Below are 13,035 nucleotides of genomic sequence, written 5' to 3'. Positions count from 1 at the left end.
TCAGACGTGAGGGGACGGCCGGGCCTCAGCCGGCCGGCGGAGACCCAGGACGGCGGTCGCGGGCCCATGGTCGCCGCGCCGCTGCCGTCAGCGCGACGACGAGGGCGACCAGGACGGCCAGGGTGACGAGCAGGACGGTGGCGCCCGCGGCGCGAACCCAGTCGGCGAGCGTGCCCTGCAGGCGGGTCGCGGCGCGGACCACGGGGTCGGCGGCGTCGGCGCCGCCGAACACACGCAGCTCGTAGACGCCGTAGTAGAGGACGTAGCAGCCGGCGGCGACAAGCAGCGCGCCGCCCGCCCGGCCGGCGTAGGCCTGGGCGTGGCGCAGCCAGCGGGTGGCGCCGTCGCGGGCGAGCGCGGCGGCGACGGTGACGACGCCGACGACCAGGCCCATCCCGGCGGCGTACACGACGAACACCGCCACACCGGCGGCCAGGTTCGCCGAGGAGAAGGTCGAGGTCGTCACCGCGAGAAACGGCCCGACCGTGCAGGACAACGAGGCCAACGCGTACGACACCCCATACAGCGCCGTCGACCAGACCGTCCCGTCGACCCGCGCCGAACGAGGCTTCGGCAGCCGCACCCATGCCTGGCGCCCGGCCGCCATCGCGGCGCCGAGCCCGACCAGCCCGGCACCGATGACGATGGTCACCCACGGCAGCCACCGCCCGACCGACAGCGCCAGCGGGGTCACGACCAACCCGAACAGCCCGAACACCAGGACGAACCCGCCGGTCATCGCCGCGGTCATCCCGGCGGCGCGCCGCAGCGCGCCGAGCCGGGCTGGCGGGGCGCCCGGCCGGGTGTGGTCGACGACGACGAGCGAGACGTAGCCCGGCAGCAGGGCGAAGCCGCAGGGGTTCACCGCGGCGACCATGCCGGCCGTCAAAGCCAGTGCGTAGGGGGCCCCGGCCATCAGTTCGCACCCATAGCCGGCGGCGCCGAGCCGCGCTCGCCGCGCCGGGCGGATCGTCGTCGGCCGGGGTCGGTCAGCTCGTCACCAGCTGCTCGGTGTACATGTTCAGCTCGGCCTCCGACAGCAGGCCCTGCAACGTCCTGACCTCGCCGTCGGCCGTGACGAACGCCAGCGCGGGCTGCTCGTCGACGCCGAACGAGGACCACAGGCGGCCGTTGTCGTCGACCGCGTGCGGGAACGCGCCGAGCCCGGTGTCGGCGACGAACTTCCGCATCTCCGGGACGGTCCCGAGCCCGGCGACGCCGACGAACTGCACCTTGTCGCCGAACTTCTTCTGCGCGCGGGCGATGTCCGGCGCCTCGCCGTGGCAGATCGGGCACCACGGTGCCCAGAACCACAGCACCGCCGGCCGCCCGGCGAGCGACGCCCCCGAGATCCGCCCGCCGTCGACTGTCGCGGCGTCGAACCGCAGCTGCGCGGGCACCGAGCCCCCATCGGCCCGGCCGGCGCCGGCGGCCGCGGGCGTGCCCGTGCCGCCCCCGCCGCACCCCGCCACGGCCGCGAGCGCGGCCACCGCGAGGCCGACGGCCACGAGCCTCGCCCGCGCGAGCCTTCGCATCAGCCTGGCCGGGCGGGCCACCCGCGGGCGCACCTTGAAGTCCACCCGTCCATCGTCGCTCGCGCGGTGGCCCCTGGACTGTCGCCCAGCCGACGCCCCTGTTCACGCCGCGCCGGGCGGTTTGCCGCGAAGGGATCAGGTGATGCGCACGTCCTCGGTGTTGCTGAAGCGGCGGGTGCCGAAGACCACGAGCAGGGCGCTGAGGGCGACGGTGACGACGATGCCGAGCCAGGCGCGGCCGGAGCCGAGCGTCAGGGCGCGGACAGCGTCGACGGTGTGCCGCAGCGGGTTGGCCTCGGCGGTGTTGTCCAGCCAGCCCGGCGCGAGCGTGAGCGGCAGGAACACCCCGGACAGCAGCAGCACCGGCAGCGACACACCCTGGACCACGGGCGCGAGCGCGTCCTCGCTGCGCAGGATCAGCGCGAGGCCGTAGCCGAGGCAGGACAGGCCGATCCCCAGCGTCAGCAGCACGAGCGCGGCGATGATCATCCCGCCGTGGACGTGCAGCCCGAGCGGGACGGCGAGGCCGACGAGGATCCCACCCTGGATGACGACGAGCGTCGCGTCCCGGCAGGCACGGCCGAGCAGCAGCGCGGGCCGGCTGATGGGTGTCACCGACAGCCGCTCCAGCACGCCCTGTCGCATCTCGGAGAGCAGGGCGAACCCGTTGAACGCGCAGTTGAAGAGGACCAGCTRCACCAGCAGGCCGGGGACGAAGACGTCCCAGCTGCTGGTGCCTRCCGGCCAGCCACGGGTGGCGCCGCTGTTGTCGAGCAGCGGACCGAACAGGTAGAGGTAGAACAGGGGCTGAGCGAGCCCGATGATGATCCAGCTCGGCTCCCGCAGCACCGCCCGGCACGCGCGGGCGTAGGTGAGCCGGACATCGGAGAAGAAGCGCATGGGACGGCGTCCTTTTCGGGGTGAGGGCGGTGATTAGACGCCGGYGGTGGCCAGCGGGTGGCCGGTGGCGGTGAGGAAGACGTCGTCGAGGCTCGGGCGGGTCAGCGTCAGCGTGATGACCGGGGTCGACAGGCCGTCGAGCAGGCGCAGCAGGTCGGTGACGGCGCGGGAGCCGTCGTCGACGTAGACGCGCAGCGTCTTCGCGTCGACCTCGTCGACGCCGCGGCACCAGGGCTGCTCACGGACCACCGGGGCGACCGCCTCGGGCCTGCCCGGCGGGAGGGTGACGACGATGCCGTCCCCGGCGACCTGGCTCTTCAGCTCCTCCGGGCGCCCGGTCCGCGCGACCCTGCCCTCGTGGATGATCGCCACGCGGTCGCAGAGCTCGTCGGCCTCCTCCAGGTAGTGGGTGGTGAGCAGGATCGTCGTGCCCGCGTCCCGGACCGCGCGGATCTCCGCCCACACCTCGGCGCGGCTCGCCGGGTCCAGCCCGGTGGTCGGCTCGTCGAGCAGCAGCAGCTCGGGGGAGTTGACCAGCCCGATCGCGATGTCGAGCCGGCGGCGCATGCCGCCCGACCAGGTACCGAGGCGCCTCCCGGCCGCGTCGGTCAGGCTGAACCGGCCCAGCAGCTCGTCCGCCCGCGTGAGCGCGTCGGCCTTCGACAGGCCGAACACGCGTCCCTGCATGACGAGCTCGGCGTGCGCGGTCTCGGCGGAGTCGGTGCCGCCGCCCTGGGCGACGAACCCGATCCGCCGCCGCACCGCGGCCCGTTCGCGCGCCACGTCGTGGCCGGCGACGATCGCGGTGCCGGAGGTCGGCCGCAGCAGCGTCGTGAGCATGCGCATCGTGGTCGACTTGCCGGCGCCGTTCGGGCCGAGCAGCCCGAAGACCTCGCCAGGGTCGACCTTCAGGTCGATCCCGTCGACGGCGACGACGGGCTCGGCGCGCTTCGACCGGCGGAACTCCCGGCGCAGCGCATGGGTGGCGATCATGTGACGTCCGTTCGTCGGGGTGGTGGACCCAGCCGCTCTCCAGGCTCTCGACGCCATCGTGACCGCCACCACCGACAGGCTCGGGGCCGTGACGAGCGGGCGAGACGGCCGGACCGCTCCGCCGGAAACCGCGGGGACAGCGCCGACTTCCTCTGCGCGAGAACTTGTCTGAGCGAGTAAGACAATGCGATAGTGAGAGAGTGACGGTCAAGGTGTCAAGACGTTTCGAGGACCGGCGGTGACGGCCGGCCGCGCGCGGGACGGCGACGGCGCCATCGGCGACGACGTCGACCTGGACGCGCTGCTGCGCGAGCTCGTGTCGGCGGCGCAGCTGTTCCAGGCGGCGGCCGGCGTGCGCGCCCGCCTCACGCCGACCGAACTCGCCGTGCTCACGATCCTGCGGTCCAGCCCGCGCCTGGCCGGCCAGCTCTCGGCGGCCACCCGGCTCACCACCGGCGCGATCACCAAGGTGCTCGACGGCCTGGAACAGCGCGGCTTCGTCACCCGCGCACCCGACCCGGGTGACCGGCGACGGGTCATCGTGACGGCGGTCGCCGAGCGGGTCGCCGCACTCGACGTGCTCCTCGGGCCCATGACCAGCGCCGCCGCGACGATCCAGAGCACGTTCAGCCCCGCCGACCAGCGCACCGTCGCGCGCTTCCTGGCCGCGACCACCGAGATGCTGCGCGACCAGACGCAGTTCCTGCGCGACGGCCCGGGCACCGCGGCCTCGCCCGTCACGCTGGGGGCGCCACTGGGCACGGCCCCCCGGGCTCGGCTGCACCTGGCCGGCGGGATCAGGCACCTGGCGGTCGTGGCCGGCGGCGCGGACCTGCCTGGCGACAGCCTCTACCAGGGCAGCTTCCTGGGGGTGGCGCCGACCAGCCAGGTCACCACCCGCCCGGACGAGAGCGAGGTACGGATCCAGTTCGGCCGCAACCGGTCACTGTGGCGGCCGGGGACCCGTGTGTCGACGCTGGCGCTCAGCCCGCGCGTCTCCTGGTCCGTCGATGTCCGTGGGGGAGCCGAGAACCTCACCGTCGACACCACCGGGCTCACCCTCACGTCGTTCTCGCTGACCGGGGGCGTCAACAACCTGACGCTGCGGCTCGGCGCACCACGTCGGCCCGGCCGGATCTCGGTGACGGGCGGGGCGAAGGGGCTGCGTGTGGAACGACCGGCCGGTGTGCCCGTCGACCTGCGGCTACGCGGCGGCGCGAGCCATGTCGTCGTCGACGGGGAACACCTGGGTCCCCAGGGGACCTGGTCGCGGTCCGGTGCCCTGGGGAAGGACCGCTACGAGCTGGCCCTCACCGGCGGCGTCAAGCACCTCGAGATCGCCCCGCTCGGCTGACGCGAGGCCCTGGCGCGGCCCGCGTCAGGGCAGGCGGGAGCGGGTGACCGTGGCGACGGTGTAGGGACGGCCGGCGGAGCCGTGGGAGACGACCCGGTACACGCTCACCGAGCGGCCGCGGTTGACGACGCTGGCGGTGAAGATCACCGGCTCGCCGAGCAGCGCCGGGCGCAGCAGGTTCAACCGCAGCGACGTCGTGTAGTCCGCCGCGCCCTGGGGGCCGAGCGCGCCGGCGAGCCCCGCCGCGGCCAGGTCCGTGCCGGCGAACAGCAGGCCGCCGTGCATCGTCCCGCTCGCGTTCCCGAACGCCTCCACCGGAGGTACGACCAGCTGGGCGGTCATCGGCGAAGCCGGCGGCGCGGACGGCCCAGGGCCCGCGGCCGGGGCGGTACCCGCGGCCGGGGCGGCACCCTCAGCCAGGGCCGCGCCCGCGGCCTTCCCGTCGTGGGAGACGGCCGCGGCGACCTGCGCCGGCCAGTCGTCGGCGGTCGGGCGCGGGGCGGGGACGCGGTTCTCGGCGCTCGGCTGGCCGATGGGCGGCGGCAGGCGCGGGCCCGTGTCGGCGTCGCCGCCGAAGCCCAGGATCAGCGAGCGCCCCAGGTCCGAGATGTCGAGGACCTCGAGGATGGTGCGGTGGTCCGCCGGCTCGATCCGGTCCGGCGGCTCACGCTCCACCTCGGCGACGTCGGCGTGGATGCCGATCGCGGGAACGAACCGGCTGCGGCCGCTCGCGATCGCCACCACCCGCCCGTCGCCGTCGCGGACCTCGCCGCGCGACACCCCGTCCGCCGGCCCGGCGCCGGCCAGGCGCGACGTGGCCACGAGCTCCGGGCCCGGCCACGGCGGCGGGAACACGACGTCCAGCGACAGCTCGGTGGTGACCGAGTGGGTGCCCGCCGGCCGCTGGTTGTGGACCTCGATGCCGATGGCGTCGTCGACGATGACCCCGAGCGCGGCGGCGGTCTGCTCGCCGCCGGGGGCCGTCATCCACGGCCCGACCGTCATCGGCACCCGCATGCCGTTGCCCCGGTCCATCGGCCCGACCCGCAACCTGGTCTCCGGGTACTCCCGGGCCGCTGCCCTCACCGCCGCTCTCCTCCCACCATCACGCCCACCCGGCCCGGTGACCGCGAGATCGGGCCGTACACGGCGTATCCGTCACCACCAGCTCTATCACCATCGGCGATGGTCTCCCRCTCCCGGCCCCACCGGACGGGCGTGTGCCCAACAACTCACCTCAGCCGTGATGGCTGGCGCAGTAGCTGTCGCGGACGGAMGTCTGGGCCGGCGGGTGGAGGAACACCGTCCGCAGGGCGATGGCGATGGCCGTCGCCGTCTGGTCGATGGACGCCTCGACCAGGGCACGCTGCCCCGGGGCCGAGGCGCCGACCAGCCGCCGGCCATTGATCCAGGCGGCCTCCCGCCAGCCGGCGATGATCTGCATGAACACCTTGTAGGTAATGCCGTGCGGGCTTTTCAGGTCGTTGATGGTCGGGTCGAGCCGTGCGGCGGCCTCGTCGAGCATCGACTCGGCGACCTGGTCGAGGAGGATGTTGACGCGTTCGTGGTCGTCGTGGCGACTTGTTCCGTCCGGCGAGACCAGGCCGAGTCCGGCCAGCACGTAGGGCAGGTCCCGGTTGATGTGGGCGTTCATGCCGAGCAGGATGTCACCGAGCCCGGAGACACTCCTGTCCCKCGCCGCGGAGAATGCCACCTGCCAGGCTCGGGGTACCGCGGACGTGTTGTTCGCGTTCCAGTTGTCATAGGCGCTGAAGAAGTAGGAGGCGAAGAACACGTCCTCGACGTTGACGAACGCCGGGTCCTGGAAGAACCCAGGCGTGGCGGCGGACTGTTGGTACTGCTGGGTCGTACGCAGGTAGGCGAGCGTGAACGGCGCCCGGTGGTCGCAGGTCGCGGCGAGCTGGCTGAGAATCGCGTCCATCCGCGCGACCGTGACGGGGACGCAGTCGGGGTTCCCGCCCAGGCAGTGGTCGATCTGGCCCGGGGTGTACCACGCCGACAGCGATGGCCGGTACGCGGGAACGCCGGTGAGCTCCACGGGCATGTCCGCCCGAGCCGGGCCGCCCCCGAGGGCCGCCGTCGCGGCCATGGTCACTCCGAGAACAAGGGCCGCTGACGCCCGCGCGCCCGGTCGGCGCCCCGGCACCCGGTCTGTTGGAATGTGGCGCTCGCGCCTGGTCGAGAACGGCATGGCGCCACCCTAGGGTCGGGAACGCTTCACCAGAATGCGTCTCGGCCGCGACCACCCGGGGATCACGCTGGCAATTCTCCGCGCATTTACGCGGGACAGGGTGGCCGCCCCCGTGCCTGGCTGGGTGATGTCCACCAGGACCGTGGCATGAATGTGTCCGAAGGTTGTCCGCGAGCGTCGGGGAAAATAATAATCTGTATACAGAATGTGTGTCCGGTACTTGCCGGTCTGTCGGGGAGCGGCAGGGGTGAATTCGACCGGCGGTGAGAATCGTCCGGGTTGTGTCATACCCTTTCGGGCCGGCCGCCGGCCGCCGTGTGGCCTCCGGTGGTGTGYTGCCCGCGCCGGCCCGGGATAAGTCCCGCCTGGCCGGCTCTAAGGTGTGAAACGGGTGTGGTGCCGTACGGATCCGCACCCGTGTCGTGACGGGAGCGGGGTCAGCGCGTACGGTGTCGAACGGTATCGAGACGCGCACTGTCAAGTGCGGCGTCCGGCTGGGGACGACCGCTGGGTGCTGACCGAGACCTTGCCGGGGCCGGGGGGAGTCTGGGGATGGCGTGGGCATGAGGGACGTGGCGCGTGCCGAGGCCGGACGGGCGGACGAGACCGCGGGCCGGCCGGGCCACACGGTCGGCGCGGCTGTGGAGATGCCCGTCAGCCAGGGTGGGCGCGGCTCGGTGCCAGCTCATGAATGACGAGCCCGGCGCGAGAACCGACCACCACGCGGGCGCCGACAGCGCGTCCTCCGACGGCCGCGGCTACGGCGAGGGCGCGGGCCACACCCCGGAGGCGGGCCTCGACTTTACCGGGCCGAACGCCGCCGTCGGTTTCGGCGCCTGGCGGGCCACCATGGCCGACGCGAGCAACGGCCTCCCGGACGGCGGCCAACCCGGCGCGAGCCCAGCTGGCGCGGACCCGCCTGGCGCGGACCCGCCCGGCCGTGACGGGGGCCCTTACCGTGGCCACGCCGAAGGCGCCCGGCCCGGCGGTGGCGAGTACGACCGCGGCCATCCGCTCGGCCACGTCCAGCCCGGCCACGTCGGCGACCAGCTGAGCCAGGACAACCGGCGCGGCGGCCCTGACGCCCGGCCCGGCGGCGCCGGTCGCATGGGCGTCGTGCCCGGCGAGTCCGGCGAGTCCGGCTCGATGACGCCAGCGCCGCTCAGGCACCTCTCGCCGATCCGCCGCCCAGCGCCGCCCGAGGTGAGTTCCGGGCCGACCGGCACCGGAACGGCGCGGCTGGGTCGGCCTACCCCCACGCCCGGCCGGGCACGGCCAGAGGCGGGGCCATACCCGCCTGCCGGCGCCCGCGGGCAGGAGCCCGCCGCTCCGAGCGCGTCGATGTCGCCGGTTCCCCCGCGTCGGCCGTCGGCCCCGGCCGGGCCGCCCGCGTCGACGGTCAGGCACCCGGTCCTGGACGGCCCGACCATGCCGGCCGCCCGTACGTCGATGGCGGCCGGTCTCGACGCCCTGAACCTCCTCGACACCCTTGCCGAGGTCGTGTTCCGCACCGACGCCGAAGGGTGCTGGACCTACCTGAACCCGGCCTGGACCCGGCTCACCGGGTTCAGCATCGCCGAGAGCCTCGGAAACCGGTTCATCTCCTATGTCCATCCCGAGGAGATCGAGCACACCATCGCCCTGTTCATGGCGGTGGTCGTCGGCGGAGCGGACCACTGCCATCACGAGACCCGTTACCGGATCGCCGACGGGACCTACCGCCGGGTGCAGATCCGCGCGCGGGTGCTGCGCGACGACGACGGCGAGGTCGTCGGCAACATGGGCACGATCATCGACGTCACCGACGCCCGCTTCGGCGCGGAGATGGCCGGCGAGCAGAGCGCGCTGCTGGAGCTCGTGCCCACGGGCGGCAAGATCGACGACCTGCCGGTCGGCGTCGTCATCTACGACCCCGACCTGGCGGTGCGCCGCGCGTCCCGGGTGGTCGACCGGCTGGTCGGTACCCCGACCCGGTCCGGCGACCCGGTCGACGAGCTGTCCCTGCGGCTGCGCCCGGCCGCGCCCGGCGGCCCGGCGCTCGGCGGTGAGTGGGGCCTCGTCGCGACGGCCCGCCGCACCCGGCAGGCCCAGATCGGCGACCTCGACGTACTGCCGGCCCGCGCGGCCGCCGCCCAGGACGCCGCCGCCGGGCGGCCCGCCACGGGGGAGCCCCAGGAGGTCTCCCTGGGCCCGGTGCGCTCGCTGCGCGCCACCGTGATCCCGATGCACGACGACAGTGGTACCCAGGTCGCCGTCGTGTTCTCCGACATCACCGACCTGCGCCGTGCCGAGCGTCAGCAGGCGGCGCTCGCCTACCTCGGCCAGCGCGCACTCACCACGCTCGACGTGGCCGCCCTGCTGAACGAGGCTGTCGAACTGGTCGCCTCCACGCTCGCCGTCGAGCGCTGCGACCTCATCGAGTGCATCGAGCTCGCGACCCAGACCGGTGGCCGGGCCAGCCGCGCCGGGTTCGGTGAGGCCCACGACGACGTCACGGCCGTCCCCGATGGCGCCGGCGGCGCCGGCGGTGTCGTGGGCGTCGCGAGGATCGCCGACGTCGGCGGCAGCCCGCGGCCGACGAGTGATGTCCAGGCGCATGTGCGTGCCTGCTACGGGCGCTACGGCGGCTCGTGGAACGCCGGCCTGGTCTCCGCCGCGCCCGGCTCGTACATCTCGAAGGTGCTCTCGTCCTGCCAGCCGCTCGTCGTCGACGACCTGTCCGGCCACCCCGACATCGCGACGGAGCGCTGGCTGCAGGGCGACGGCGCGGTCGCCAGCGTCGGCGCGCCGATCGGCGTCGGCAGCAGGGCGTTCGGCGTGCTGGCCGCGCACAGCGGCACCCGCCGGTGGTTCACCAAGGACGAGGCGCACTTCGTCCAGTCGGTGGCCAACATCATCGCCGCCGCCGTCGAGCTCGCCCAGATGCAGGAGGACCGCGCTCGCCTCGCGGTCTTCGAGGACCGTGACCGGATCGCCTGCGAGCTGCACGACCTCGTCATCCAGCGGCTGTTCTCGGTGGGCCTGCGGCTGCAGTCGCTGACCCGCCTCGTCGCCGAGCCGGGCGTCGAGCGGCTGTCCGCCGCGATCTCCGACCTGGACCAGACCATCGACGAGGTCCGCCGCACCATCTTCGACCTGCGCCCGCCCTACGCCTAGGCGCCGTCGCGACCGCCGCGGGTCCGCGCGGCCGGGATGTTCACGCAGTCGCAACAGTGGTGTTCACGTTCGGTGACACCGGAGGGCTTTGCTGATCTCGACTCACCACCACAGGTGAGGCGCGCCTAGGGTTCCGTCGCGGGAGCGGGCCTGGACCGAGAGGCGAGGCGGGGCGACCGGTCGGCGTCCGGGCGGACGAAGGTATGCCGACGCGGTCGCTCCGTTCCACGGCGGGACAAAAGCCCGGGAGGCCAGCCACGCCTGGCTGCCTCCAGCCGGGCTCCGCCATAAGGAGCTTCGTGGGCCACTCACATCCCCACTCCCATGGGCAGGGCCATCCCCACCGCCATCTCCCGGAAGGCTTCTCCACCGACGCGCTGCACGAGAACTACGGCCCCGAGGCCCGTTACGCGGTCGCCGCCGAGGAGGCGCTGCCGACGACGAAATGGGACGAGGAGATCGCCCGCGGGCTGGAGTTCGGCCTGCAGGGCGCCGACTCGATCGTCGACCGGCGGATCCCGACGTTCTCCCGCGGCGAGCTGCCGCACTTCGCCGGCATCAACACGTTCCTGAAGGCGCCCTACGTCGAGGACGTGCGCAGGTGCGGCGAGTACGACGTCGTCGTGCTCGGCGCGCCGTTCGACGGCGGCACGACCTACCGGCCGGGCACCCGGTTCGGCCCGCAGGGCATCCGGAAGATCTCCGCGCTCTACGGCCCGTACAGCTTCGAGCTCGGCGTCGACCTGCGCGAGTCCATCACGATCGCCGACGTCGGCGACGTGTTCACCATTCCGGCCAACATCGAGAAGACCTTCGACCAGATCACGAAGGCCGTCTCGCACGTCTACGCCTCCGGCGCCTTCCCGGTCGTCCTCGGCGGCGACCACTCCATCGGCTACCCGACGACCAAGGGCGTCGCCGAGAACCTGGGCGGCGGCAAGCTGGGCATCATCCACTTCGACCGCCACGTCGACACCCAGGAGACCGACCTCGACGAGCGGATGCACACCACGCCGTGGTTCCACGCCACCGACCTGCCGAACGTGCCGGCGGAGAACCTGGTGCAGATCGGCATCGGCGGCTGGCAGGCGCCGCGGCCCGGCGTGAAGGTCGGCCGCGAGCGCGGCACCACGATCATGACGGTCACCGACTGCGTGGAGATGGGCATCGAGGCCGCGGCCGAGCGGGCGCTCGAAGTGGCCTGGAACGGCACGGACGCGGTCTGGCTGTCGTTCGACGTCGACTGCCTCGACGCCGCGTTCGTGCCCGGCACCGGCTGGCCCGAGCCCGGTGGCTTCCTGCCCCGAGAGGTCCTGAAGTTCATCCAGCTCATCGCGGACGCGAGGCCGCTCGCCGGCATCGAGGTCGTCGAGTGCTCGCCGCCCTACGACAACGCCGAGATCACCGCGCTGATCGCCACCCGCGTCATCTGCGACACCCTCGGCTGCCTGGTGCGCGCCGGCCACCTGCCCAGGCGCGCGGCGTCCGCCTGACCCCGCTCCGCCGGCCATCGGCCGCGCGACGCCCCGCCCCGTCGCGCGGCCCCGGGTGGCTCGGTCCGACAACAGATCCGCATCCGCACGTCCGCTTGCTTCGAAAGGACACCGGTCCGTGTTTCGCACCGTCCTGCGCGGCCTGCTGGGTCAGGGTAGGCGCAGCAGTTCCGCTTCCGGCCGCCCGGCCGGCTCCGCCAGCCCCGTCGGCTCCGTTGCTCCTCCCGGGTCCGCCATTCCCGCCGGCCCGGTCTTCTCCGCCGGCCGGGCCCACCGCCGGCGGGCGCTCGGCGTCGGCGCGGCGGCGCTTTCCGTGGCGCTGGTCGCCGCGGCCTGCGGCGGCTCCGACGAAAGCTCCGACACGCCGTCCGGTGGTTCCTCCGCCAAGCCGATCACCCTCGCCTTCAGCGCCTGGCCCGGCTGGTTCCCCTGGCAGGTCGCCCAGGAGAAGGGCTTCTTCGAGAAGAACGGCGTCAAGGTCGACCTGAAGTACTTCGACAGCTACACCGACAGCCTCAACGCGCTCGCGACCGGCAACGTCGACGCGAACAGCCAGACGCTCAACGACACGCTCGCCTCGGTCGCCGGCGGCGCCGAGGAGACCATCGTCCTGACGAACGACAACTCCACAGGCAATGACCAGATCATCGCGAAGCCCGGGATCAACAGCGTCGCCGACCTGAAGGGCAAGACGGTCGCCGCCGAGCAGGGCACCGTCGACCACTATCTGCTGCTGCTCGCGCTCGCGAAGGCGGGCCTCACGGAGAAGGACGTCACCTTCCAGCCGCTGCTGACCGACGCGGCGGCGGCGGCGTTCGTCGCCGGCCAGGTGGACGCGGTCGGCGTGTTCGCGCCGTTCACCACCACCGCGCTGGGCCTCGCCGGCAGCAAGGCGATCGCGACCTCGGCGGACTTCCCCGGCGCCATTCCCGACCACCTGGCGGTCTCGAAGAAGCTGGTGTCCGAGAACCCGCAGGGCGTGCAGGGCCTCGTCAACACCTGGTTCCAGACCATCGAGTGGATCCWGGCGAACAAGGCCGAGGCCTACGAGATCATGGCCAAGCGCGCCGGCGTCTCCGTGGCCGACTACGAGACGTACGACAAGGGCACCACGATCTTCACTCTCGACCAGAACATCGCGGCGTTCACCCCGGGCTCGACGGACGCGAATCTCGACTACCAGGCCAAGAAGATCTCCGACTTCCTGGTCAGCACCAAGCTGGTCGACGAGGCCCCGTCGCTCGACGGCGTGCTCGACGACACCTTCATCAAGGCCGTGAAGTAGGCCCGCGAGGCCTCTGAGGGCTCTCGGGGCACGTCAGAGACCGCGGAATCCCGTTGGGGACGACGCTCGGCGCACGCGTCAGGCGTCGTCCCCGCGGGGGACGGTGG

At 73.2% G+C, this 13,035-nt stretch carries 10 protein-coding genes; 4 read left to right on the top strand and 6 right to left on the bottom strand.

All coding sequences use genetic code 11. The features are described 5' to 3' along the window. Window positions 1–25: 25 nt before the first annotated feature. The 4 genes from BL253_RS24605 to BL253_RS24590 form a co-directional block, all read right to left on the bottom strand. Window positions 26–916, bottom strand: coding sequence for a cytochrome c biogenesis CcdA family protein (locus tag BL253_RS24605; protein WP_076819505.1), 891 nt, complete (start codon window positions 914–916; stop codon window positions 26–28). 73 nt (window positions 917–989) lie between these two features. Then, window positions 990–1,580: a redoxin domain-containing protein gene (locus BL253_RS24600; RefSeq protein ID WP_198946383.1), complete on the bottom strand. Its 591-nt coding sequence runs from the start codon at window positions 1,578–1,580 to the stop codon at window positions 990–992. A 90-nt stretch (window positions 1,581–1,670) separates the two neighbouring features. Then, complete coding sequence (locus tag BL253_RS24595) at window positions 1,671–2,435, bottom strand: ABC transporter permease (protein ID WP_076819504.1); 765 nt, start codon at window positions 2,433–2,435, stop codon at window positions 1,671–1,673. A gap of 33 nt (window positions 2,436–2,468) precedes the next feature. Continuing rightward, complete coding sequence (locus tag BL253_RS24590; RefSeq protein WP_076819503.1) at window positions 2,469–3,428, bottom strand: ATP-binding cassette domain-containing protein; 960 nt, start codon at window positions 3,426–3,428, stop codon at window positions 2,469–2,471. Window positions 3,429–3,666: 238 nt separating this feature from the next. Between BL253_RS24590 and BL253_RS24585 the strand changes: the two genes are divergently transcribed. Further along, on the top strand, window positions 3,667–4,782 hold the full coding sequence (locus tag BL253_RS24585; protein WP_076819501.1) for a MarR family winged helix-turn-helix transcriptional regulator: 1,116 nt from the start codon (window positions 3,667–3,669) through the stop codon (window positions 4,780–4,782). Window positions 4,783–4,806: 24 nt separating this feature from the next. Here BL253_RS24585 and BL253_RS24580 read toward each other — a convergent pair whose 3' ends face one another. Both BL253_RS24580 and BL253_RS24575 read right to left on the bottom strand, forming a co-directional pair. Next, window positions 4,807–5,868, bottom strand: coding sequence for a PaaI family thioesterase (locus BL253_RS24580; RefSeq protein WP_076819499.1), 1,062 nt, complete (start codon window positions 5,866–5,868; stop codon window positions 4,807–4,809). A 151-nt stretch (window positions 5,869–6,019) separates the two neighbouring features. Then, complete coding sequence (locus tag BL253_RS24575) at window positions 6,020–6,892, bottom strand: DUF5995 family protein (protein ID WP_241835083.1); 873 nt, start codon at window positions 6,890–6,892, stop codon at window positions 6,020–6,022. 789 nt (window positions 6,893–7,681) lie between these two features. Here BL253_RS24575 and BL253_RS24570 point away from each other — a divergent pair. The 3 genes from BL253_RS24570 to BL253_RS24560 all read left to right on the top strand — a co-directional run bounded on the left by BL253_RS24570 (window position 7,682) and on the right by BL253_RS24560 (window position 12,928). Beyond that, window positions 7,682–10,150, top strand: a complete 2,469-nt coding sequence (locus tag BL253_RS24570) for a PAS domain S-box protein (RefSeq protein WP_096336083.1) — start codon at window positions 7,682–7,684, stop codon at window positions 10,148–10,150. A gap of 299 nt (window positions 10,151–10,449) precedes the next feature. Further along, the gene (locus BL253_RS24565; RefSeq protein WP_096336080.1) at window positions 10,450–11,643 is read left to right on the top strand and encodes an agmatinase family protein; all 1,194 of its coding nucleotides are present in this window, start codon (window positions 10,450–10,452) and stop codon (window positions 11,641–11,643) included. Window positions 11,644–11,761: 118 nt separating this feature from the next. Next, window positions 11,762–12,928: an ABC transporter substrate-binding protein gene (locus BL253_RS24560; protein WP_096336079.1), complete on the top strand. Its 1,167-nt coding sequence runs from the start codon at window positions 11,762–11,764 to the stop codon at window positions 12,926–12,928. Window positions 12,929–13,035: the final 107 nt, after the last annotated feature.

Origin of the sequence: Pseudofrankia asymbiotica (assembly GCF_001983105.1) — a bacterium.
Lineage (GTDB): Bacteria > Actinomycetota > Actinomycetes > Frankiales > Frankiaceae > Pseudofrankia > Pseudofrankia asymbiotica.
This window is presented reverse-complemented; position numbering and strand designations above follow the sequence as displayed.

What these genes read in the sequence shown, in the direction of transcription:
- BL253_RS24570 (WP_096336083.1), top strand. Translation starts at nt 7,682, where the DNA reads ATGAATGACGAGCCCGGCGCGAGAACCGACCACCACGCGGGCGCCGAC.
- BL253_RS24605 (WP_076819505.1), bottom strand. Translation starts at nt 916, where the DNA reads ATGGCCGGGGCCCCCTACGCACTGGCTTTGACGGCCGGCATGGTCGCC.